Raw genomic sequence first — 24318 nt, 5'->3', positions numbered from 1 at the left:
TCTATTTGGAGGAGAGTCCGCGCCATGGCCGACTCATTAGGATCAAATCATAACTATTTCCCAAATGATGGACTTCGCTCGGCTCGCCGCTGCATCAGCTGTGGGATCACAATCCCGAGCAAGATCAGGATCATCCCGAGATATTGCGGTGCGCCGACATGTTCTTGCAGGACGAAGGCCGACAATACGACAGCAGTTGGCAGTTCCATCGCGCCTAAGATCGATGCGAGACCAGGCCCGGTTAACGGTACGCCCTTGGCGAACATCAGCGTCGAGAAGAATGGGCCGAAGAAGGCTAAGATCAAGCCGTATTTGGCTGCGAGCTGTACGAGCAGCGTGAAATCCGTTAAGAATGTCGGAGGCAGGATGATCGCGCAGATCACGAAGCCGCCGCTAATCATGAGCGCTGTCTTGGTCATCGGGTTGGCATTCACTGCGATCTTGCCGCTGAGCAGAATGAAGACGGTGTAAGAGGTAGCGGCCAGAAATCCGAATAAGAATCCTAGCCAATGTACCTTGCTAAGCCCAGTTGTAAAAATATTCGTCGCGCTCAGCGTACCGAGCAATAAAGGGATAAGGGACAGCAGTTTCCCCTTGCCCGGGAGCTTGCGGTTGATGAGCGCCTCGACCAGCACGCCCATCCAGGTGAATTGGAAGAGCAGCACGATCGCGAGCGAAGCCGATATATATTGAAGGGCCAGGTAATAGAACATCCCGGTTAGCCCGGTTGAAGATCCGACAACGGTGAGCAGAAGCACCTCTTTGCGCGTCGGTTTGGCGTAGGTGTTGGCCGATGCCGCCCCTGCACGTCTTCTCCAGACACGACTGATCAATACGGCACTCCAGAGCAGCAGCGCGCCCAAGAGCATCTGAGCACCAACGACATCGTTGACGATAAAACCATCCCCATAAGCGAGCTTGACGAACGTAGACAGAATACCGTAACTGACCGCCCCGAGGATAACGTAAATGATTCCTTTCACTACGTCACCTCATTAATTCATTTGGCGCAAAATGCCTTTAACAAGTGTGACGAACTTCGCTCTTACTTGGCCAGCGACTTCGATGACTTCTTCATGGTTGAGCGGTTGATCGAGAATGCCGCACGCCATATTGGTAAGGCAGGAAATGCCGAGCACTTTCATCCCACCATGCACCGCAACGACTGCTTCAGGAACGGTCGACATGCCGACGGCATCTGCGCCGAGCGTACGGATCATCCGAATCTCAGCTGGCGTCTCATACGCAGGACCGCTCCACCAGGCATAGACGCCCTCTTGCAAGCTCATGTCCTGCTCCTTTGCTACTTCAGCCGCAAGCGCACGGAGTTCACGGTTATATACTTGGGAGACATCCGGGAAGCGTGTACCGAGCGCATCGTTGTTCGGTCCGATTAGCGGGTTGGTACCTACGAGATTGATGTGATCCGTAATCAGCATCAGATCCCCTGGCTTGAACGATGTATTGATAGCGCCGCAAGCGTTCGTGATTAGAATGCTCTCCACGCCCAGCGCCTTCATGACCCGAACGGGGAACGTCACTTCATCAAGCGTGAAGCCTTCGTAGTAATGGAACCGTCCCTTCATCGCGACAACGGTCTTGCCTTGAAGTTGACCAATGACCAGTTCATTTGCATGGCCTACGGCACCGGATTTTGCAAAATGCGGAATTTCGCTATATGGAATTCTGAAAGGGTTTTCAATCTCGTCGGCAAGTGTGCCTAAGCCAGATCCTAAAATCATCCCGATCGTTGGGCGATAATCCGTCTTGTTCATGAGAAAGTCGCGTGCCTCGATAATTTGCTCTAAGTGATGCATAATTCATTCCTCCTAGTTGTTTATTCATTGGTATGGTTCAAGTGTATCGGATCTTCTATCGAAAGTAAATAACTAAAAATCAAATTGATTAAAAGAGTTCTGAAAATATGGACGAATCGTGTGATTTTACGCTATAGTAACCCTTCCTTTACGCAGAAATATAGGAAAAGGGAAGTGTGTTTTACTAAGAAAACTCAAAAAATGATAAAAGGGTTGGTTCTTCACCCTTATTTCGCATTGATTTGTTGTATAATGAGAGGCATAGCCGATAAAATGAATGGTTCTGGAGGGCAAGGGCATTATGTTAACGGAATTCGTTGGCGTGACATCGCCAAAGACGAAAAGCTTAAAACTGCTATATAGCCTGATCCGCAAACTAGGTGCGGTAAGGATTAATATTTTGTCCGAAATGACGGGTTATAAGCATACGACTTGTGCGCGGCTTCTCGACGAGCTGGCGCAGACGGGGCTTGTGCAGGACAGCGGACTTGGAGAATCGAGCGGAGGCCGGAGGCCGCTCATGTACGAGATTAATCCGAATGCCCAATATTTGATTGGGGTAGAGCTGACGAACTTATATACGACGGTGCTGCTCCTGAATTTGAATCTCGATATTCTCGGATCGAAGAAGCTCAAGATGAATGAACAATGTACAGGCGAATATACGCTAAATTATGTGACCGAGTGTATTACACTCCTGCTCTCGGAGCATGAGATAAAGAGAGAGAAGCTGCTCGGCATCGGTGTCGGAGTCCTGGATCCCATTGATCCAGAGAGGGGCGCGATCCATCATCATCCGTTCAAGGCGGAGGGCTGGGATCTGAATATCGTGGAATATTTGTCGCAGCGGAATCATACGCTCGTGCTGCTCGATAACGGGACGAACTTAGCCGCCTTAGCGGAGTACCGGAAGAATCATTGGAAGGATAAAGACAGCCTGGTGTTCGTCTCGAGCGACATGGGCATACGCTGCGGTGTCGTCCAGAATGGCCGTATGGTAAGTCATAAGAATGGTATGGAGGATGCCTTCGGTCATATCATCGTCGATATCCATGGACAGCGCTGCTCGTGCGGATCCTATGGATGCCTGCAGGCGTACAGCAGTCTCCCAGCGATTCGGGACGAAGTCATTCGACAGATGAAACGGGGGAAACCATCTTTCCTTCAAGAGCAGGTGACCGAAGTGGAAGATATCGATTTCCACCACATCCTCGATGCGTTGGAACAAGAAGACCCGCTATGTCTAGAAGTCATCAAGGAAGCGGCGTACTACTTCGGCATTGGACTCTCCAATCTGATCTTCCTGTTGCATCCGGATGTTGTCGTCTGCGGGGGGACGCTCGTTCCGAAACCGCTGTTCTACGAAGTTGCATCCGAAGCGGCACTGAAGAGACTGGCGCATTACCCGAATAGCTCGATCGACATTATGAAGGCGACCACGGACTACAACAGCGTGGCTCAAGGTGCGGGCTGCATGATTTTGGATTATTTTACGGAAGAGATTCTGCCTTAACCCATAAGAGTATATAGACGACAAAAAAAAGCGGCTGAATTGCATTCAGCCGCTTTTCGTATCGTTACTCCTAGTAGGATGTCGATTGCTCGCCACGTAGAATCTTGACGCCGGAGCTCGTACCGATCCGTGTTGCCCCAGCTTGTACCATGTTGTTCATGTCTTCGAGGCTGCGCACGCCGCCCGAAGCCTTCACGCCAACATGCTCGCCGACTGTCTTACGCATCAGCGCCACATCTTCGATCGTCGCGCCGCCCGTGGAGAAGCCTGTCGAGGTTTTGACGAAATCTGCGCCAGCCTTCACCGAGATCTCGCATGCGCGAACCTTTTCTTCTTCGGTTAGTAGACACGTTTCGATAATAACCTTCACGAGTGCTTGACCTGCAGCTGCTTCCACTACGGCGCGGATATCGCGCTCGACCAATTCATTATCCTGATCCTTCAACGCCCCGATATTAATGACCATATCGACTTCTCCTGCACCCTTACTAATCGCATCGCGTACCTCGAATGCTTTGGTCTCCGGTGTATTCGCCCCTAGAGGGAAACCAATGACGGTGCATACCTTGACATCGGTTCCTGCAAGTTCCTTCGCAGCAAGCTCAACCCATGTCGGATTGACGCATACGGAAGCGAAGGTATATGTTCTAGCTTCCTCACAGAGGGTAATAATATCCTCTCTGCGTGTGTCTGCTTTCAATACGGTGTGATCGATCATACGTTGTAACGCCATGTTACTCATCCACCATTCCTCCTCTTATGAAAGTCAATAAGCTTTGTCAACAACAATCCCTGTGTGCCTTGATCAAGCGTCCATGATGCCCTCAATTCGTCTTGTCACCCACATCTTAATGGATTTCAATGACCTTGTAAATAGGATAAAATTCAAATTGAGAAAAAGTGACGGATTTGACGAACGAAGGAATCTGGAATAGGTGTATTATCTCATAGGAACTTCATTTCATACATGACTTTTTGCAAATATATAAAAATATGCTGTGAACTTTTGTTAACTAGGTTGACTTTAGGACGTGCGTGATGTGGAAAAGTAATGCCAGCTTTTAATATTTATATAAATAAAGTATCTGTATAACGAATGTTAATAGTGTATTTTTGAAGAGTTTTTAACTATCTTTTAATCAAATTGATTTTTTGTTGTTTACAAAGTCGTAAAAATCATTTACACTGCAAATGTCTAGACGAGATGTTAACAAGCATTGCGAAATGAAACCGTTATCCATGACACCATGAAACAGGACAATAGACATCTAGGAGGAGTTATCCATGCACAACGTACAACAGATTAACGAGGCAAGAGATTTTCTTATGCGCAAGACGGATTACCGTCCAATGATCGGCATGATTCTAGGATCTGGGCTCGGGACGCTTGCTGATGAAATTGAAAGCCCTTTCACGATATGAAGGTGCTCGGTATTTACTGTCTTACCAATATGGCGTGCGGCATTCTCGATCAACCGCTGAATCACTCTGCATTGAAGTCGCGGCACAGGTGCGCGAGAAATTCATCAAGCTGGTGAAAGAGACAATGGTCAGAATGTAGTGACAGGGAGATAACATTTTACAGCTACAATGGTCTTTACACCTGAGATGAGGAGGATTATTGATGGGGATTAAGTTAAATCTCAAAGTCATGGTATTTCTGCAGTTTTTCATTTGGGGCGCGTGGCTCGTTACGTTTGGCTCCTATATGATCAATACATTGGGTTTTACGGGTTCAGAAGTAGGGATCGTATACAGCTCTAAAGGGCTTGCTGCGGTCATTATGCCCAGCTTGGTCGGCATTATCGCTGATCGTTGGGTGAAGGCCAATCGCCTGTACGGTATTCTTCACCTATTAGGCGCGATCGCGTTGTTCACAGCGGCACATGTATCGGATCCGAACCTAATGTTCTGGGTCATGTTATTTAATGCGATGGTCTACATGCCGACAATGGCGTTATCGAATACGATTTCTTATTTCAGCTTGGAGAAAATCGGGCTGGATACAGCGAAGGACTTTCCGTCGATTCGCGTGTTTGGTACGGTAGGATTTATTTTTGCGCTATGGTTGATCAGCCTATTGGGTCTAGAGCTCAGTAATATTCAGCTTTACATTGCGGCGGGAGCTTCCGTACTGCTATCCCTGCAATCGCTTACGCTTCCGGATTGCCCAACGTCCAAGGTGAAAAAGAACAAATCGTGGGTGAGTATGCTTGGGCTCGATGCTTTTGTTCTATTTAAGAAAAAGAAGATGGCGATCTTCTTCTTATTCGCGATGCTGCTCGGCGCTTCGCTCCAGATCACGAATACATTCGGTAACCCATTCCTGCATGATTTTGCGAAAAATCCGGAATTTACAGACAGCCTCGTTGTCAAATATCCAGCGATTCTATCGTCCATTGCGCAGTTCTCAGAAGTATTCTTCATCCTTGCGATCCCATTCTTCTTACGTCGATTCGGGATTAAGAAAGTGATGCTGATCAGTATGATCGCGTGGACTTTGCGCTTTTCACTCTTTGCTTTTGGCGACCCGTCGCCTTTTGGATTCACGTTGTTGCTCTTATCCATGATCGTGTACGGTTGTGCATTTGATTTCTTCAATATCTCCGGTGCGATCTTCGTGGAGAAGGAAGTGGATTCCAGTATCCGGGCAAGCGCGCAAGGTTTGTTCATGACGATGGTCAACGGCGTCGGCGCCTATGTCGGCTCGATTCTTAGCGGTAAAGTCGTTGACTATTTCACCGTGGACGGCGTCAAGGATTGGAAGACGATTTGGCTTATCTTCGGATCATATACGCTCGTGCTCGCAATTGTGTTCGCGATCAGCTTCCGATACAAGCATGATCGTGAGGAAATGAAGCATGTGACGGCAAGTCATTAATACGGTTAATTTTCCTATCCACCCATCTCAGGGGCTTGTCTTCTAAGGGTATCCGGGTAAGTCAGGCCGATCATCCCTCTCGAGGAGAACCTTCAGTGCTGCCGTTCGGCGGTCTGGAGGTTTTTTGCTCTAAGGCATAATTCGTGCAGCCTTCCATATATTGATGAAGGGCCATTTAGGAAAAAGGGGGCTGTCCATGCACGGACTCTATATTGGCAACGGGAAAATGCTCGTTCAAGCCGCGTATGGCGGACTACTCACGATGTCTTCGAAGGATTTGAGCTTAATGCCGACCTTAGTGACGACAGGTGCAACAGAGCTGCCGTTGACGCACTATATGATGCAGACGGTAACGGCAGGACAGACAGTCGTCGATGTCGGGGCCAATATTGGGTATTTTACGGTTCTGGCATCGCTGCTGGCCGGATCCCAAGGGAAGGTGATTGGTCTTGAGGCCAATCCGGAGGTGTATACGCTGTTACGTGATAATCTGGCGATGAATTGGTTAACCGACCAAGCAACCGTATATCCGTATGCGGCTTTTTCGAAGGCCGGCACCATTCCATTCTATGTCTCTGCGAAATTCCAAGGGGATTCATCCATCCAGCAGCGAACTCAGAATGAGCAAATCAAAGGACAGCACACGAAGATTGAGGTTCAAGCGATCCCACTGGATACGCTGCTCGCGGATGTGAAGACCGTGGATTTCCTGAAGATCGATATTGAGGGCGGTGAATATCACGCTTTGCTCGGCATGATAGGGAGTATGAGCGCGAAGAAGATCAAACAAATGGCATTCGAGTGGAACCCGGCCATGCTCGGGGAAGACGCGCCTCGGCTGGCCGCGTTATTGATTGGCTTAGAGGAAGAGCAGAGGGCGTCGCTCCATGTGCTCGACGATCAAGGCAAACTACATGCCTGCCGGGCGAGAGACATTACGAATGCGTCGTCTTATCCCTATGGAATCGTGAAGTGGTAGATGAACTGGACTGTATCGAAAAAAGGCTCGGATCGCTCTCATGAGAGGAGCGGTTCCGGGCCTGTTTGTTTTCTTGTTGGTGAAGTGACACTAGCCCTTGCCTTTGCCGCTCTTGCGGTCTTTGGTGCGTGTCGTTGTATTCTGACGAGCGTGTCCTTGCTGCTTAGCCATCTGCGGTTCTCCCCCCTCTCTATAGTTACAAGTTCAAAAAGTCGGCATTTCAGCACCGAGAAGGTTGCGAGAACCTGAAGAAGGAGGAACGGAGTTTAGGCAAAACCTAAATGAGTACCGGACTTCGAAGGTGAACGCAAGATTCTATGCTTCTCGAATGACTTCGTGATCAAATGATGACTTTTTGAACAACCTCTATAGGGTTAGTATGGGGAACCGGAGATGTTCTATGCGTCGTTTGTGTCGAAAAATAGGTCGCGAACGGACATCGGCTTGGATGGTTCTTCCGCTTCAATCTGCGTCACGCTGTAGGACTGCACTTCCTTGCGAAGCGCGAACATTTTCTTGTCGAGATCGTCTGCGGCGAGCGCTACGTTCGTAAGCTCCTGCAGTACGTGAGGAGGCACTTCCTTATCGTATTTATAGAAAATGATATGCTCCATGCTGGCCCAGAAATCCATCGCAAGGGTACGGAGCTGAATTTCTACGTTAATCCAGCAGGTGTCTTCAAATAAGACAAGCGGTACTTGCAGAATGACATGCAGACTCTGGTAGCCATTGGGCTTCGGATTCGCGATATAGTCTTTGATCTCGATAATGCGAAGGTCATTTCGCTCTTTGAGATGTTCGAGAATCATATAGATGTCGTTCACGAAGGCACAGACGATGCGCATGCCTGCGACATCGAAAATCTGGGTGATGGCGTTCTCGATCGTCACACCGATGCCTTTGCGCTCCAGCTTCTTAATAATACTGTTGACGGACTTGATCCTCGTCTTCGTATGTTCAATCGGGCAGTAGCCATCGCGCATTTTCCATTCGGTTTCGATGACCTTCATTTTATTCTCAAGCTCCTTGAGCGCGAGCTGGTACAATGTCGGAACCTGGTTCCATTGTTCGATCTTGCAGATGAGATGTTCGAGGTTGCTCGGAATCTTCATCGCCTGGTTGTCTGATCGGACGGGGTATAATTCCATCAGAGGATGCTCCTTTCCGGGTCATGCGCTTTCCTGTCATGTTCTATCTCTATTTTACTAAAAATAGAAGGCGAGCACCACCTGACGGGGGATGGCTAATCTTAGAAGGCCGGACGGCATGGCCTGAGCTCGGCCATGTCAGTCCCTCGCGGGCACCTGGCGTTCTCCAGGTGCCATCGGGCTCTTGCACAGCGGGCACGCCTTGCTCGCCGCTGACGGATCTGCTGCCTCGCGCGGATTCATGCGCATCCACGCAGGGCAGCCCGCGTCCGTGCACAGCCATGCACGGACGCGCCGCACCGCCGCGCCCGCGAGGGGCGCCGCGGCGGTGCGGGCCCCGCCCTCGCGCGCTGGCGCTGTGCGCGCGAGCGGGGCGGCCGGGCGGCGCTCCGGCACGGCGCCGCCGAAGGCTGCGGCAAAAAAGCGGGACACGTCCGCTTTTTTGCCGCGGTAGTGCGCGGGGGAGCTGATGTACAGCTCCTCCTGCGCGCGGGTGACAGCGACGTACGCGAGACGTCGCTCTTCTTCCAGTGCGGCCGCGGCGGTAGACAAGCCGCCTGCCGCTTCGCTGGCTGCAGCTGCGATCTCGCTGCGCGCGGCCAGCACCCCGGTTTCTGCGCCTTGGCTCTTGCTCTGCCGTTCCGCTCGCAGCTTCATGCGCCGCATCGCGCGTTCACCGCGCTTCGCGTCGCCCTTCGCCTCCTCGGCTTCCTGTAATGCCGAGCTGTGCGGCAGAATGCCTTCGGACGCGCCGATGAGGTAAACACAAGGGAATTCGAGTCCTTTCGAGCGGTGAATGGTCATGAGCGTGATCGCATCGGCGTCTTTATCGTGCATGAATTGGGTCATTTCCGTATGTCTCACGGCCATGTCATCCACGAAGGCGATGAAGGCTTCCACCGTCTCGAAGCGTTTGGCCGCAGACTCCAATTCGTCCAACGTCTCCGTCAGTGTCTCCTTATGCTGTGTCCATTTATGCACATCATGTACTTCGACATATTTCTCATAGAATTGACGCCTCATTTCCTGAATCGCGAAGATTGGCTTCATCGCCTTGAGCGATTTGATAAGCCGAATACGTTCCTTCACGGCGTCTCGTTGATAACTCTTCAGCTCCGGCCAATCCTGCAGGTGGATGAGCGGATATTTTTTCGGGTGCTGCTTGTCTTGCTGTCGGATATAGGTCATGCCAGCTTCGCGCGAGACATAGAGTGCCGCAATGGCATGTTCGAGCGCGTCCATGTCCCGCGGATTCAGGGCCAGTCTGAGATGGTCCATAACGGGCTTTACGAGCCACTGATCATAGAAGAACGGCCCTGCGCCGTATTGCACGAACGGCATTTCGCTGAGGACAAGCTGTTCGAACATGGCGCGGCTGCTGCTCGCCGTGCGGTGGAGGATCGCAATCTCCTTATAGTCGAATTGTTCGGATTCGACCTGCTCCCGAATATGACGCACGATGAGCTCCGCTTCCTCATCCGTGCCGCCGGGCCGCAAATACTGCGGTCTAAAATCGACATCCTGTGATGCCTTGTGTTGTTCCCCGCTGACCTTCAACGTTTTTGCTTTCCGTTCCTTGTTATGGACGATGACGGCGTTGCCGAGCCCGACAATATTCGCGTTCGATCGATAGTTGATATCGAGCGTGATCGTCTTCGTCTCAGGATACTCCAGATGGAAATTGAGAATGAACGTATGCTGCGCCCCATTGAATGTATAGATCGTCTGGTCATCGTCTCCGACGACCATCAGATTCCGATTGCCTGCCACGATCATGCGCAGCAGGACATATTGCAGATGATTCGTATCTTGGAATTCATCGGCCATCACATACTGGAATCGGCGCTGCAGCGATGCGAGCAGCGAAGCATTCGACAGTAACAACTGGTGGGCGAAGACGAGCACGTCGTCGAAATCCATTTGATGCGTCTCTTTCTTCCATGCCTCATAGCTTAGCATTGCCGCCTTCAGGTCTCGTTCCTCAAGCGTTTGCTCTGGCAACTCATCGAGCGCCACGCATTTCATCTTATAGGAAGAGAGGAGGGCAAGGACGGTCTCCGGCTCATAGGACTGGTGTAGTCCCAGCTCGCGCAGGATTCGTTTCATGACAATCTGCTGGTACCTTGTCTCGCTTAATAAGCGCTGCGTATAACCGTGATGCTTCAAGATCATCAAGAAAAAGGCATGAAAGGTCCTCGCCTGCACCTCGCTTGCGGCACGCGGCGTCAGCCGCGGAAGCCGAGCGATCCGCGACTTCATCTCTGCCGCGGCTTTGCTCGTGAAGGTGACGAGCAAAATATTGCGCGGCGCCACCTTGCGTACGGCAATGAGATACCCTGTCCGGCTGACGAGTACGGAGGTCTTGCCAGAGCCGGCGCCCGCAAGGGTTAGCAGTGGTCCGTCCCCGTGGCGAACGGCTTGAATCTGCGATTCATTGAGCCGGATTCCCCGCTCTTCCAGCGCGCGAAAATAAAACGCGTCAGCCGCCGTATCCGGGACAGCTTCCGCGCTTGTTCTTCCATCCGTCCACGGCGCGCGTGGTATATTCGCTTCCGCGCGCACGCCGAAAGGACGATCTTTTATGATGATTTCTTGCATGTTGCACACCCTGCCTTCATACCCTCGTCCCTGCAATGCTGGACGATGCTGTCGTTTCTAACCGGTCCGTTCGGCACCGAGCCGCTTATGCGGCAGAGGCGCCCGAAAACACGGTATTCATTATACCCGATTCACAGGGTGAAGAACTAGTCAAATCTCATTGGATGATTATGAGATGCCATCCTCCAGAATCTCTTTTGTATCCTCATTGGACTTCGGGTTGGCTACTTCTCCGCCGTTATTGACGGCGACGAGCATCGGCTGAGGCATATACGTATCACGGGAGATCCGTTTCTTCTCGATGACCTTCCCGTTTTTCGTCAGCGTCTGGTAGGTCTCGACAATATAGCCCTGTTTGCCCTCGGAGAGAATTTCCTGACCGCCCTCCGGCAGGTTCGTATCGACGACATATTTTATCGGCGGCTCAAGCACTTTCACCGTACTTGAGCTGATATCGTAGCGTGTATTTTTATCCATCGTCCCGAAGAGTTTGACGGTCAGTTCTTTATTGACGGCTTCTGCGCGGATAATCAGCGTTTTGCCGGTTGTGTTCTTGAATCGGAAGTTAATATTGCCTTCAGAGAATGTCGCATCCTGCCCAATCGGCAAATAGCTGACAGGCAGCGAATGGTTGCGCCGCTCGACAATCTGGAGACCTGTACGGATGACGGCATTATACAAGGTGCTGGATACTTGGCAGATTCCGCCCCCGATGCCGGGAATCAGCTTGCCCTGGAAAATGACCGGCGCTTCACGGAATCCGTATTTCTTCTCGGTTGCTGCAATTATCTTGCCGTAATCGAACACGTCGCCCGGCTTGAGGATGGTATTGTTCAGCGTCTTGGCGGCGGCCGTCACATTGTATACGCGTCCTTCTGCGCTCGTGGCGAAGCTTGTTTTGAACTCCATAATTTTACGTTCGACACCTTCTGCTTTAAGGGCATCCAGCGTGATTTTGGCAGGCATTTCCTTGAGGCTGAATTCGACTTTTGCCGTCTGCTCCGCATCTTTCTCACCGAGGAATTCGCGCGGAATCCATTTCTCGATATCTTGTTTGGTTCGTGCCCAATCAATGCGATAGGCGGACTGGTCTGGCATATAGCTGATTTCATCTTGAGGACTAATAATCCTGACCGCATTCACGGACTCCCCCATATATTTTTTCTCCCAAGCGGCATCGAATTGCTTCAGCAAGGCGGTGTCATCCCACTTGACGACGAGATTCCATTGTTTAGGCATGGTGTAGCGGTATTTCACGCGGTCCCACAGATTTCCCTCCGTTAGTTTCTTCATTTCTTGTATCAATCCCGATTCTTCGAACGTCACACCCAGCTGCTTCATGGTGACCACCTTTTCGACAGGTTTTGGGGCATTGATGTGAAGTAATATTTTTTTGGCATTGAGCCGCTCAATTTGCTGATGGTACGCTGCCACGACTTCCGTCATCTTCATGTTACCGATGTCCCAATTGGCGAGAGTGACGCCCTTCGGCAAGGTGGATTGCGAGGCATAGCTATGCAGCCATCCCCATGTCCCAACGCCAACCAATGCAATAAATGCTACGACTATAAACCCGATATGAATCCGTTTCATTTCCTGAACGCTCCTCTGAATTTATCGTAAAAAAACAACCCTTGTTTCATGTATATGCGCGTTTATTTTTCAAGATGATGTTCATTCAGAATGATTTATGAATCGCTCGAAACTTGTTGGAAATCACATGGGAATAAAGGAATTTTGGGTAATGTGTCGAATATATTAGGGGCTGACTATGTTCCGGGAGTGATATTGTGATTGAAATGCAGGATATATGGAAGACGTATGCGGACGGAACACATGCCCTTCGGGGAGTTTCAGTTCGTATTGACCGTAATGAATTTGTCTATATCGTAGGACCATCGGGTGCAGGTAAATCAACTTTTATGAAGCTAATTTATAGAGAAGAAGTTCCAACAAAGGGTCAAATCTCAGTGAATGGGTTCAATGTAGGTAAGCTGAAGCAACGTAAGATCCCTTACGTACGCCGCAATATCGGTGTTGTGTTCCAAGATTTCAGATTATTGCCGAATTTGACGGCATTCGAGAATATTGCATTCGCTATGGAAGTCATTGAGGCACCACGCAAGCTGATCAAGCGTCGTGTGAATGAAGTGTTGGATCTGGTTGGCCTGAAGGGCAAAGCGAACAGCCTTCCGGCGCAGCTCTCCGGCGGGGAGCAGCAGCGGATTTCGATCGCAAGGGCGATTGTGAACAACCCATCCGTGATCGTCGCGGATGAGCCGACAGGGAACCTCGATCCTGAGACTTCATGGGGCATTATGAATCTGCTGGAAGAGATTAATTTCCGCGGAACGACGATTATTATGGCAACGCATAACAAAGAGATTGTCAACACGATTCGCAAAAGGGTTATCGCGATCGAAGGCGGCCAGATTGTGCGTGACCAAGTGCGAGGAGATTACGGCTATGACATTTAGAACGATACTTCGACACTTGCGAGAAGGCGCGAAGAATGTGATTCGCAATGGCTGGATGTCCTTTGCTTCCATCAGCTCGATCGTCATCTCTCTATTTATATTAGGTGTATTTCTAGTCTTATCGCTGAACATTAATGCGCTCGCAGGACAAGTCGAGAGTCAGGTTCAGATTCAAGTGTATCTAGAGCCGAACACGACGAAGGAACAGCGGGAGCAATTACATACCGAGATCGGCAATATGAGTGAAGTGAGTAAGGTTGAGGTTGTCACGAAGGAAGAGGGGATGAAAATCTTCCGTGAGAATCTAGGGGAAGACGGCAAGGAACTGCTCTCCGGTTATACCGAAGATACGAATCCGCTGCCGGATACGCTCGTTGTTGATGTTCTGGAGCCAACGACGATCCCAGCTGTTGCGAAGAAGATCGAAGAGCTCAAGAAGACAACGACGGAGAAGGTCATCTCCAAAGTGAAATACGGCGAAGGCACGGTAGAGAAGATGTTCGCCGTGACGAACACGATCCGGAATGCCGGGCTTGTTGTCGTGGCGGGACTTGCAATTACATCGATGTTCTTGATTTCGAATACGATTAAGGTCACGATCATCGCGCGCCGCAGAGAGATCGGCATTATGAAGCTGGTGGGGGCAACGAATCATTTCATCCGCTGGCCGTTCTTTATCGAAGGCGCACTCATTGGCTTTCTAGGCTCTGCAGTCACGATTGCGATTCTATTTACAGGCTATGATCGTCTGGTAAAGCTTACGCAAGTGGAACTGGGGCTAATGCTCATCAAATTGATGCCGCTGCATGAGATATGGCTGTCTGTCGGCGGTGCGCTGCTCGGCTTAGGTGTTCTGATTGGGGTATGGGGGTCTACTGTCTCCATTCGCAAATTCCTAAAAGTCTAGAGGGAACACCTATTTAATACTTTCTTAGTTTCATAATCGAAGAAGAACCTGAAAAGAACATGGAGGGGAAAGTCTTTTGAAGAAGAAACTGATGCTAATCGTTATGATGATGGGTCTCATCTTCACGATGGTGCCGCCGGTAGAGACGCATGCGGAATCGGAGATCGATAAAATCAATAAAGAAATTAAGAAATTACAGCAACAGCAGCGTTCTGCAATGAAGAAGCAGCAAGAAGCGGAGAAGAACGTGAAGCAAGCAAAGGTTGCGAAGGAACGCACAGCTTCTGAGATCACGGTAATTATGGCGCAGATCAATGACGTAACCAAAGATATGATGGATACGTCGGTGCAGATCGATCAGACGGAAGATAAGCTTCGTCAGACAGCGGTGGAGCTGGAAGAAGCGACGGAACGCGTTCAGAGCCGCAGCCAGCTGCTCGATTCGCGTCTTCGCCTGATGTATACGAATGGATTTGTCTCCTATTTGGATGTATTGCTCGATTCCACGAGCTTCTCGGATTTCCTCGACCGTATCGATATGTTGAAATCCGTTGTAGGTCAGGATAAGGATATTCTGGCAGATAACAAACGGGACAAGTTGCTCGTTATCGAGAAGAAGAAGCAAGTTGAAGTGGACCTAAAGCAGGTTCGTGCACTCTATTCCAAGATGGATCTCACCAAGCAAGACCTAGCAGGCAAAGAGAAGCAAAAAGAAGTGATGATTGCAAGCCTGAGCAAGCAGATTGAAGAGGGCGAAGAAATTAGCGAAGAGCAAGAGAAGTTCGTCATGGAGCTTGCGAAGAAGACAGCAGCACTGCAAGAGAAGAAGAAAAAATTCAAACCGAAATATAAAGGCGGCAAGCTCGGCATGCCGATTCAGACTTTCCGTCTGTCATCCGGCTTCGGACCGCGAACGCATCCGGTAACCGGCCAAAAAGGAAAAATGCATACGGGACTCGATTTCGCTGCGCCGAAAGGTACGTCGATTTATGCTGCGGAAGCAGGGATCGTGATCGTCGCGCAGACCGTTAGCGGTTACGGGAACTGCGTGATTATTAATCATGGTAACGGCTTGTGGACGTTGTATGGGCATATCCGCAATGGTGGAATCCTGGTTGAGAAAGGCCAGGAAGTGAAGAAGGGTCAGAAAATTGCTGAAGTAGGCAGCACGGGGCAGTCGACAGGGAACCATTTGCATTTCGAAGTACGGGTGAATGAAGTACCGAAGAATCCAACGGGATACTTAAATTTATAGACTGCGGGCTGACTTTTCGTTCACACACCAGAAATTTGCAAATAAAAGGTGCATGCTTGTCATATACTACCACGAGAATCTTGTGAAAAGATGGAAACCGCTCCTTCGGGAGTTGGTTATAAGGTGGTGATTCTTGTGAAATTTACAGGTCGGGCAGTGATTGCATTTGTTCTGCTCACCATGTTCGCAACGTGTCTGATCACGTTGACGGTGGTGAAGAACCCGATTATGACAAGTGGTGATCGACAAGCGACCACGGCGAAGTTCTCTGGGTTTACGAACAATGAATTTAAGAAATTGAATACAACACTGCAATTGATCGAAGGTCAATATTATAGTAATGTCGACCGGGAGAAAGTAATTGACGGCGCAGTGAATGGCATGATGGAGGCACTCAAAGACCCTTACTCGGTATATATGAACGAAGAATCCGCGGGGCAATTCGCATCGAGCTTGGAAGGCACGTATACCGGCATCGGTGCGGAAGTGACGATGGAAGATAACAAGGTGACGGTCCTGGCGGCGATCAAGGGGACCCCGGCAGAACGAGCAGGCATATTGCCGAAGGATGTATTCGTCTCGATTAATGGCGAGAAGCTGGACGGGCTGAAGTTAAGTGAAGCCATTGAACGCATTCGGGGTCCGAAGGGAACGAAAGCCAAGATTAAAGTTCGCCGTGCGGGCATGGATGCATTGCTTGAATTCGAGGTTGTCCGCGAAGATATTAGTCTGGAGACAGTACATGGAGAAATGTTAGATCGGGGTATCGGCTTAATTGAAATTCGCCAGTTCTCCATGAATACGGGCAAACGATTCAAAGAAGAGCTTACGAAGCTTGAGCGAAGCGGCATGAAAGGGTTAATCATTGATGTTCGTAACAATCCTGGCGGCTTCGTCCCAGTGGTAACCGACATTGCTGAGAACTTCATTCCATCCGGACAGATCATCTATCAGCAGGAGCGCCGGGATGAGAAGGTGACGAAGGCGTTATCCCGTGGAAAAGGAACGAAGAAGTACCCGATCATTACGTTAATTAATGAAGGCAGCGCCAGCGCATCGGAGATTCTGGCGGGAGCACTTCAGGATCTTCAGCTCGCGAAGCTGGTAGGTGTTCCTTCTTTCGGTAAGGGTACGATGCAGGTTACGTACAAGGAAGAATTCGATGACGGCAGCTTGCTTAAGATGACGTTCGCCAAGTGGCTTACCCCAAAAGGGAGTTGGGTCCATAAGAGCGGGATTAAACCGGATGTGGAAGTGAAGGAACCGGATTATTACTTCGTCTCTCGTCTGTCTCAGAAGCAAGAGTTGAAATATGATATGAACAATGAAGATGTGAGGAATCTGCAGATTATGCTGGATGGTCTTGCTTATCATCCGGGCCGTAAGGACGGCTATTTCGACCATACAACTGAGCAAGCCGTGCGAGCATTCCAGGTGCAATCAGGCTTGCCGGAGACGGGGAAAGTGGATGATCTGACAGCCCAGAAGCTGGAAGCAGAGATCAAGCGACGGCTTCAAGATCCGAAGTATGATACCCAATTGAATAAAGCGGTTGAGGTGCTTCGGGAGGAAATCCGTTAGTCCGCGTCGAATAGGGAGAGAAGGCATAGGTAAGTTGCCTTCTCTTTTTTTGTGTTCGTTCGAATTGATAACGCATCGAATTGGGGGTTGAGGAATGGGAATGGTGATGGAGATCTTGTGGAACATTGTTGAGGCGATTGTGCAGATGTTTTTGCAGCCGTTTCTATATATAGCGATTATTCTGATTGTCTTCCAGTATCGCCGTCAGGTGATGTTGGAGCGTAAGCTATTTTCTGTGAAGATGCATGCGCTGGGTGATCAATTGATTCGCACCTTGCTCGGAGGTTTACTCGCAGGGATCGGGATTTCTTTGGTGTCGGCGTTCACCGGAATGACATTGACGGCGGAGGCGATCTTGCTGATTTGGTCAGTCGCTATCCTGCTCATGCTCGTCCGTGTACGGTTCTTGTGTCTTGCATATGCCGTAGGAGTTCTCGGCATTCTGCAGTTTATCGTCGACCGGTTCCCGGATTGGCAGTTGACGGGATTCGCTGGATCAGTACTGACGACGCTGCGAACGCTCGATATTCCGGCGTTAGCCGCTTTGGTTGCGCTGCTGCATTTGGCGGAAGCGATTTTAATCCGTCTGCAAGGAGCGAAGTTCGCAAGTCCATTATTCGTAGAGGGTAAGCGCGGGAAGCTCGTTGGCGGATATCAAATGCAGAGTTATTGGCCGGTTCCGTTATTTCTTATGATCCCGGCGCAGACGGTCGGATCGGTGCTGCCTTGGACGCCGTTCTTCGGCGGCGAGGCGTGGGCGAATGGATGGATGCTCATGGCGTTCCCTGTTGTTATCGGGTTCAGCGAATGGACGCAATCCCGATTGCCGCAAGAGAAGGTGAAGCAGAGCTCATCCCGGTTAATGATATACAGTGTTGTCCTGTTAGGTCTTTCCCTTGCAGCCGGACTGTGGAGTCCAATCATGCTCATCGTTGCTCTGTTCGCCATTGCCATGCATGAATGGATTTACTGGTCCAGCACGATGGAAGAAGCGAAGCGCAGCCCAATCTATGTTCATGACGAACGAGGATTGCATGTCTTGGCGGTAATTCCAGGGACACCTGCACAGGAGCTGGGAATTGAACCGGGTGAGATCGTACATAAGGTGAACGGATTTGCGGTACGCTCGAAGGAGGAGCTCCATCAAGCGCTTCGTGCGAATCCTGCATTTTGCAAGCTGGAAGTGCTTAACCTCGCGGGAGAGATCAAATTTCTGCAGCGGGCGATATTTGCAGGGGAACACCATCAGCTGGGTGTCGTCCTAGCCCCTGATCAAGATGCCTCCTATTATGTAGGCAAAGCGCCGGCTTCGATTTTTACCATAGTGCGGATGAAGTTATCCGGCGTTCATTCTAGAATGAAGATGTAATATGCGATTGCCATATTGGTGAGATCATGAATGGGATATGTACATGGTGTTGGTTCGATCGTGTTGCATAGGTCTAAGAGTGCCGATTCCATCAGGTGAACTTTCGCAGGAGGCCAGGATTCGCCGAAGCGGACGAGATAATCGATCGCTTGGAGGGCGTTCATTCCTGCTAGATGGTGGTACGTTGCAGCCCATTTTACCAAATCAGTCGGTGGAGAGGTCTGCATGCGATATTCTCCCCAGCCGATACGTATGCCATTGGATAACTTGAGTACCAGTGTGGTGGTATGGTCGGGCTCATGCAGCTGAAAAATTTCGATTTTTCTTAATGGCGAGGATAGTTGTGTTGTCATCGAAACGGTGTGTACCGTGTTCAAGTTCATAGGAAGCATCTCCTTCACGATAGGATGATCGACAAAAAGAAGCCCACGAAATAGAGGAATCCTCTGTTCGTGGGCTTCTTACATACTGCTCGCTGTGGTCATGAGCAGCACGAAGAGAGCACGCCTTACGATGCGAGACCTCTCTCATGGATCGCTTACGAGGTTAGCTGTCGGATTCGGGTCTGAGAGATGACCCTACGGCACTGGCCGATTCACCCCAAGAAGCTGCATCAGCTTCATTGGTTGGTTCCCCCGCTTCTCTCTTGGTGAGAATTCAGCGAATAGTCAATTGGCTGTATCATACGCCTCAGCAACGATTTTTGTAAAATGGTGGGAATCCATGTATTTTGAGGCTAATGAGGGTATACATCGAAGTAAGCGCTATATTAATAGGTTCTCACAGGCTAAGAGGGGAATGCGATTTAATTCTATTGATTTTGTCATAGAAATGCCATGTTTCATCGAAAAATGTAAGAAATATAGGTTTTTTTTCACTGTACAGTATTGGTAAGCTTTGGGATAATAAAGAGATTAGTATATTTGTTACATAGTGGAAGGGGAAAAAAGAATGAGAGCGAAGACGTGGAAAAAGTGGTTAGGCGTCACGCTAGTCGCGATGATGGTCGTGCTTGCTGGATGTCAATCGATCGGCGGTGTGAACATTGCCAAAGTCGTTGAGAACAGCCTCAACGTGAAGTCTAGTGAGTCCAGCCAATCCTTGTCAGTGGAGTTAATCCCTCGCAAAGATGGCGCGATCTCAGCAGAAGACAAGAAGATTATCGATCTTGTAAATGGGGTTAAGTTAGACATCACCCGTGCAGCTACGCAAGATCCAACACATATGTCCATCGCAGGAAATATTACATACAGCGGTAAAGCCGTACCGTTCAAGCTTGGTATGGAAGACATGAATATGACCGTGTGGATTGACGGGATGAAGAAGCCAGCTGTTGTCTCCCTTGCGGGTGGAGAATTGGAAGGCGAGCTGGTAGCAGAGATCGAGAAATCGCAAGATGTGGTCCGCGGGGCTGTTCAGAAGATCGGAGCGTACCTCGTGAAGCAAGCACCGGTACCGAATGTCGCAACGGTATCTTCCGTCACGGAGACGGTATATGGTGAGAGCCTGAATCTGCAGAAGCTTCATCTTGAGATCAAAGGCGATGAAATCATTGGCCTTGTGAAGACGTTGCTAACGAATATGGTCAAAGACGATGCAGGGCTGCGCGAGATTACGAGCGCCTTGTACGATGCGTTCTATCCGATCCTTGAAAGTCAAATGGGCATCTACTCTGAAGAAGGTGACGGAGCGGATTTCTTCACCTCCCTTGCTAAAGATAAAGAAGTTGGTTCCTTAGTCCTATACAAATATGTGAAAAATGGACTGGATGAAATTCTGAAGGATTTTGATGCACAAGCTGAAGCGCTCTTGAAGGAAGCTGATGCGAAGCAAGTGCTGAGCAAGGAAACCGGGTTGAGCCTGGATCTCTATATCGATGGCGATAACCAAGTGCGTAAACAGAATCTAGAGCTTACAGTTGCCCTTCCAGATGTGGAAGACATGCCGATTCAGAAGATTGTCGTGCGTGCGCAAGCTCAGACATGGAACATCAATAAAGCCGTGAAGCTTGATACCATCGATACATCGAAAGGCGTTGAGAAATTCGACAGCTATGCACTATCTGGCAAAGGGTTCCTCACGAATTTCGATAAGAACTCGACAGCTTTTGGAATCTTGAAGAACGATCTTGGCCTAGGGAAGACCGACTTCACGGTCTTCGAAGAAGACAGCTATGGCAGCGATGATTACTACCCAGGTTGGTGGTCGCTTGATGGCGTAGGCATGGTGCCGCTCAGCTACATTGCGAACGGATTCGAAGCAGAAGTGAAATGGGATGCAGCAACGAAACAAATCGTTGTCTACGATGCATTGAATGACATTACGGTTGAGCTTAAGATCGGGTCGACAACTGCTTATGTCAACGGTGAAGCGAAGACGATGAAGCAACCGGTATTGGTTGATGATTACGATGCGGCGAACTTGCCACTGCGATTCATTGTTGAAGCGCTTGGCGGTCACTTGCAATGGGATCCGGATTACTACGAATTCTATGTAACAAGCAAATAATGCAATAAGCCGAAGGGCTGCTCTCTATCACGTAGTGTGATCGGAGGGCAGCCCTTTTTGAATGAAGTTTATACATGAAGACGACAGCACTAACTGTAGGATTGGCGATATTCCGTTGGTGTCATGTTGTAGTGCTGGCGGAAGACTTTGCCGAAATAGCTGGGGCTCTCGAACCCGCAGCGTACCCCGATCTCTTGGATCGGGAGGTCGGACTGGCGCAGCAGCGCAACCGCGGCTTCCAATCGTCTACGACGCAAGTATTCGAAGGGGGAGCAACGCTCGTTCTTCTGGAAAATACGGCACAGGTGATGCCGGCTGACTTGGCTGTTCGCAGCGATCTCTTCCAGCGTGACAGGCTCTGCATAACGGTCGTCCATATACTGCTTTGCTTGGAGAATCACAGGGCTGTCCTGTACGCTCGTGGTTGCATGGATTCGGGGGCGAAGCAGGGTTAGCATCCATTCATAGACGAGCACGGACAGTATGTAAGGATCGCATATTTGCTCCGTTGCGATGCGATGGTAGAGCTTCCAGTATGCGCGTATAGGCTCAGATTGCTCGTCTAACGTGACAACCGGCCCTTCCTGGGCGATGATGCGATCCCACATGCGCTGGGCATCTTCGCCGCGGATATTTAGCCAAATGAACTTCCACGGCTGCTCGGAAGCTGAATCATAATAGTAGCGGTGCGAGCTGGGGACTTGCACGAGAAAGGCAGTGCCTTCCGGCAACCAGTAGGTTGTCCCGTCGATCTCAACGCGCCCCTCGCCTGATAACGTATATTGAAAAATAATATGGCCGCGGTCCGGCCGTTCATTGCCTTGAAAGGAATAGTTGGGCGAATCAACCTCCTGGCACCCTAAGGAATCGAGTGTCATGAAGGGTGTGTCTTCTGCCGTCTGAAAGCCGATATTGAACGGATTCACGATTCGAGGACCTCCTTAGGATAACAATAGATCAATCTCGTTATAGTATAGGGCAATATGTTCAGATTGTCGCTGTTATCTATCGCTGATAAGATGAAGTCAAATGTGGAATCTGCATAGAAGGAAGGGACGGCAATGGCAATAAATCATCTAGTGATTGAAGCGCAGCAGGGGGAATATTGGTGGGGAGGCCGGGTATCGGATGGGCAGCAGATGCCTTACGGTACGGCGGAGATAGCAGTGGATTTATCAAAGGATCTGCTTGGTAATCAAGCTTGTCCGCTGCTCCTATCGAGTAAAGGACGCTATATCTGGTCGGAGGAGCCGTTTCGATTTCATTTCCATGACGGGCGGTTAGAGATCATAAGTGAGCTCGGGGATCTGAAGCTTCACGAAGGATTCCAGGACGTACGTGAGGCATATCGGCATGCATCAGCAACATATTTTCCTCCGTCCGGGGAGTCGCCTGAGCCGCTCTTGTTCACGGCGCCGCAATATAATCTATGGATTGAGCTCTTGTATGAGCCAACGCAAGAAGGCGTCCTTCAGTATGCGAGGGATGTGCTCTCGAACGGTATGGCTCCGGGGGTTCTCATGATCGATGATAATTGGCACGAGCCATACGGATCATGGACCTTCCACAGCGGTCGATTCCCGAACCCGCGTGCAATGGTAGACGAACTGCATGATATGGGTTTCAAAGTGATGTTATGGGTGTGCCCGTTCGTAAGCGCCGATACGATGACGTTCCGTGAAATCGAGCCGAAGGGGTATCTCTTGAAGGATGAATCCGGGCAGACCGCATTCCGGCGGTGGTGGAACGGCGTAAGCACCGTGCTTGATTGCACCAATGAAGAAGCTGTTGCATGGCTGCATGCGAAGCTGGATGATCTCCAGACGACGTATGGCATTGATGGATTCAAGTTGGATGCGGGGGATTTGCCATTCTATGAAAGCTCAGACCAGAGCGTTGTACGGACAAGCCGCAATGGACATTGCGAAGCTTGGGCGAAGGTGGGGCTGCGTTACCCATTGAATGAGTATCGCGCGTGCTGGAAGCTAGCAGGACAGCCACTGGTGCAGCGTTTGAAGGATAAGGGGCACGACTGGGGCTATAGCGGACTAGCTTCGCTCATTCCGGACGGCATAACACAGGGTATGCTGGGGTATGCCTTCATCTGTCCTGATATGATCGGCGGCGGGGAGTACATGAGCTTCACGACGCAGTCGGATCGTCTGGATGCGGAGCTCGTTGTACGTTACGCGCAGTGCTCGGCGTTATTCCCGATGATGCAGTTCTCTGCTGCGCCTTGGCGTATTTTGGATGCAGAGCATTTGGCATACTGCGTCGAAGCTGCAGAGCTGCACACAAGGCTTGGGGAGGAGATCTGGCAGATCGCTCAGCAGTCTGCGTGGAGTGGGGAGCCAATGCTAAGAGCGATGGCATATGCGTATCCAGAAGAAGGGCTGGAGCTGGTCCAGGATCAATTTATGCTTGGCAGCGACATTCTTGCCGCACCCGTGACCACCAAAGGGACGAGATCGCGGACGGTCGTATTTCCAACGGGAACCTGGCATGGGGATGATGGGAGTGTCGTGATGGGTCCAGTGAGGCTCGAGATCGAAGTGCCGCTTAGCCGGCTTCCTTGGTACCGTAGACAGGCGTAGCGGCGATTTTTATCCATAGTCATAGTTAAGCCAGAAAAAAGAGCCCCTCCAATAGAAGGAGAGGGCTCTTAGTGAATTTGGAACCGTTTCTCGATGCGTTTGCCGCCGAGCCAGAGAACTGCCAGTCCAACGACTAAGGCTAGGATCCGCCAAGGCTGCGCGATGAAGCCCTGCCAGTCATGGCCGACGAAGGATATCATGAAGATCATGACAGCTTTGCCGAGCGCGACGGAAGCTAAGAAAATTCCGAGCGGCACACGGCTCATGCCGGAGGCGACATTGATGAAAAAGGACGGCGTGAATGGGAAGCAATAGAGAATGAATAGTGGCGTAAACCCTCTTCGTTCCACCCAGTTGAAGAAATGTTCCGCTTTGGGATATTTGCGGGACAGATAGTCGTTGAAGCGTCCGCCGAATCGCCTTGCGAGCAAGAAGATGAATAGTGCACCGAGGACTGAGCCGATCCAAGAATACAGGAATCCTAGTCCCAATCCGTAAGCAGAGGCATTGCCGGCCACGATAATAAAGAGTGGGAGAAATGGCAAGAAGGCTTCTACAAACGGCAGCAGGACGCCTGGCAAGGGGCCAAGCGCCGAATATTTGTCTAGTAGTTCTTCAATTTGATTCATATCCAGCTGGGATAAATAATGATAGGTTTGGTCAATCCAATTTGCCATGTGCGCTCCTTTCG

At 50.2% G+C, this 24318-nt stretch carries 20 protein-coding genes, 1 pseudogene and 1 riboswitch; of the genes and pseudogenes, 12 read left to right on the top strand and 9 right to left on the bottom strand.

Annotated elements, in window-relative coordinates; genetic code table 11:
- Positions 1–53 precede the first annotated feature (53 nt).
- Positions 54–983 (bottom strand): EamA family transporter, encoded by a 930-nt coding sequence (locus GCU39_RS22410; RefSeq protein WP_152395508.1) that lies wholly within the window; start codon positions 981–983, stop codon positions 54–56.
- 12 nt (positions 984–995) lie between these two features.
- Complete coding sequence (locus tag GCU39_RS22405) at positions 996–1817, bottom strand: purine-nucleoside phosphorylase (RefSeq protein WP_152395507.1); 822 nt, start codon at positions 1815–1817, stop codon at positions 996–998.
- Positions 1818–2118: 301 nt separating this feature from the next.
- On the opposite strand from GCU39_RS22405, the gene GCU39_RS22400 reads away from it, so the two are divergent.
- Positions 2119–3330 (top strand): ROK family protein, encoded by a 1212-nt coding sequence (locus GCU39_RS22400; protein WP_152395506.1) that lies wholly within the window; start codon positions 2119–2121, stop codon positions 3328–3330.
- A gap of 70 nt (positions 3331–3400) precedes the next feature.
- Here the strand turns inward: GCU39_RS22400 and deoC are convergent, their stop codons facing one another.
- Entirely contained in the window at positions 3401–4063 is a 663-nt protein-coding gene (gene deoC, locus GCU39_RS22395) for a deoxyribose-phosphate aldolase (RefSeq protein WP_152397381.1), read from the bottom strand.
- Positions 4064–4614: 551 nt separating this feature from the next.
- Here deoC and GCU39_RS22390 point away from each other — a divergent pair.
- The 4 genes and pseudogenes from GCU39_RS22390 (at position 4615) to GCU39_RS22375 (ending at position 7190) form a co-directional block, all read left to right on the top strand.
- The gene (locus GCU39_RS22390) at positions 4615–4752 is read left to right on the top strand and encodes a hypothetical protein (RefSeq protein WP_407671579.1); all 138 of its coding nucleotides are present in this window, start codon (positions 4615–4617) and stop codon (positions 4750–4752) included.
- Positions 4746–4891: pseudogene (locus GCU39_RS32555) on the top strand (purine-nucleoside phosphorylase); the annotation flags it as partial. The gene GCU39_RS22390 and the pseudogene GCU39_RS32555, both read left to right, overlap by 7 nt.
- 63 nt (positions 4892–4954) lie before the next feature.
- A complete protein-coding gene (locus tag GCU39_RS22380) occupies positions 4955–6211 on the top strand; it encodes a nucleoside permease (RefSeq protein WP_152395505.1) in 1257 nt (418 codons plus the stop codon).
- A 196-nt stretch (positions 6212–6407) separates the two neighbouring features.
- Positions 6408–7190, top strand: coding sequence for an FkbM family methyltransferase (locus tag GCU39_RS22375; protein WP_193726583.1), 783 nt, complete (start codon positions 6408–6410; stop codon positions 7188–7190).
- A 398-nt stretch (positions 7191–7588) separates the two neighbouring features.
- Here GCU39_RS22375 and GCU39_RS22370 read toward each other — a convergent pair whose 3' ends face one another.
- From GCU39_RS22370 to GCU39_RS22360, 3 genes are all read right to left on the bottom strand, one after another.
- The gene (locus GCU39_RS22370) at positions 7589–8302 is read right to left on the bottom strand and encodes a GTP pyrophosphokinase (protein ID WP_227793659.1); all 714 of its coding nucleotides are present in this window, start codon (positions 8300–8302) and stop codon (positions 7589–7591) included.
- A gap of 174 nt (positions 8303–8476) precedes the next feature.
- A complete protein-coding gene (locus GCU39_RS22365) occupies positions 8477–10936 on the bottom strand; it encodes a UvrD-helicase domain-containing protein (RefSeq protein WP_152395502.1) in 2460 nt (819 codons plus the stop codon).
- Between the two features lie 168 nt (positions 10937–11104).
- Positions 11105–12529 (bottom strand): VanW family protein, encoded by a 1425-nt coding sequence (locus tag GCU39_RS22360; protein WP_152395501.1) that lies wholly within the window; start codon positions 12527–12529, stop codon positions 11105–11107.
- Positions 12530–12726: 197 nt separating this feature from the next.
- Between GCU39_RS22360 and ftsE the strand changes: the two genes are divergently transcribed.
- The 5 genes from ftsE (at position 12727) to GCU39_RS22335 (ending at position 18525) form a co-directional block, all read left to right on the top strand.
- The gene (ftsE, locus tag GCU39_RS22355; protein WP_152395500.1) at positions 12727–13413 is read left to right on the top strand and encodes a cell division ATP-binding protein FtsE; all 687 of its coding nucleotides are present in this window, start codon (positions 12727–12729) and stop codon (positions 13411–13413) included.
- Entirely contained in the window at positions 13403–14320 is a 918-nt protein-coding gene (ftsX, locus tag GCU39_RS22350) for a permease-like cell division protein FtsX (protein WP_152395499.1), read from the top strand. Before ftsE ends, ftsX begins: the two co-directional genes overlap by 11 nt.
- Positions 14321–14396: 76 nt before the next feature.
- Entirely contained in the window at positions 14397–15575 is a 1179-nt protein-coding gene (locus GCU39_RS22345) for a murein hydrolase activator EnvC family protein (RefSeq protein ID WP_152395498.1), read from the top strand.
- A 135-nt stretch (positions 15576–15710) separates the two neighbouring features.
- Positions 15711–17156, top strand: a complete 1446-nt coding sequence (locus GCU39_RS22340; RefSeq protein ID WP_321575599.1) for a S41 family peptidase — start codon at positions 15711–15713, stop codon at positions 17154–17156.
- A gap of 94 nt (positions 17157–17250) precedes the next feature.
- A complete protein-coding gene (locus tag GCU39_RS22335) occupies positions 17251–18525 on the top strand; it encodes a PDZ domain-containing protein (protein WP_152395496.1) in 1275 nt (424 codons plus the stop codon).
- Here the strand turns inward: GCU39_RS22335 and GCU39_RS22330 are convergent.
- The gene (locus GCU39_RS22330; protein ID WP_152395495.1) at positions 18504–18908 is read right to left on the bottom strand and encodes a hypothetical protein; all 405 of its coding nucleotides are present in this window, start codon (positions 18906–18908) and stop codon (positions 18504–18506) included. The two genes, GCU39_RS22335 and GCU39_RS22330, sit on opposite strands and share 22 nt — an antisense overlap.
- Positions 18909–19044: 136 nt before the next feature.
- Positions 19045–19198, bottom strand: a riboswitch (cyclic di-AMP (ydaO/yuaA leader).
- 278 nt (positions 19199–19476) lie between these two features.
- Here GCU39_RS22330 and GCU39_RS22325 point away from each other — a divergent pair.
- A complete protein-coding gene (locus tag GCU39_RS22325) occupies positions 19477–21033 on the top strand; it encodes a copper amine oxidase N-terminal domain-containing protein (RefSeq protein WP_152395494.1) in 1557 nt (518 codons plus the stop codon).
- A gap of 89 nt (positions 21034–21122) precedes the next feature.
- Here the strand turns inward: GCU39_RS22325 and GCU39_RS22320 are convergent, their stop codons facing one another.
- The gene (locus GCU39_RS22320) at positions 21123–21959 is read right to left on the bottom strand and encodes an AraC family transcriptional regulator (protein WP_193726582.1); all 837 of its coding nucleotides are present in this window, start codon (positions 21957–21959) and stop codon (positions 21123–21125) included.
- 135 nt (positions 21960–22094) lie between these two features.
- Between GCU39_RS22320 and GCU39_RS22315 the strand changes: the two genes are divergently transcribed.
- Complete coding sequence (locus tag GCU39_RS22315) at positions 22095–23627, top strand: glycoside hydrolase family 31 protein (RefSeq protein ID WP_152395492.1); 1533 nt, start codon at positions 22095–22097, stop codon at positions 23625–23627.
- Positions 23628–23695: 68 nt separating this feature from the next.
- Here the strand turns inward: GCU39_RS22315 and GCU39_RS22310 are convergent, their stop codons facing one another.
- Positions 23696–24304, bottom strand: coding sequence for a TVP38/TMEM64 family protein (locus tag GCU39_RS22310; protein WP_152395491.1), 609 nt, complete (start codon positions 24302–24304; stop codon positions 23696–23698).
- Positions 24305–24318 lie beyond the last annotated feature (14 nt).

Source organism: Paenibacillus guangzhouensis (assembly GCF_009363075.1).
GTDB classification, from domain to species: Bacteria; Bacillota; Bacilli; order Paenibacillales; family Paenibacillaceae; genus Paenibacillus_K; species Paenibacillus_K guangzhouensis.
This window is presented reverse-complemented; position numbering and strand designations above follow the sequence as displayed.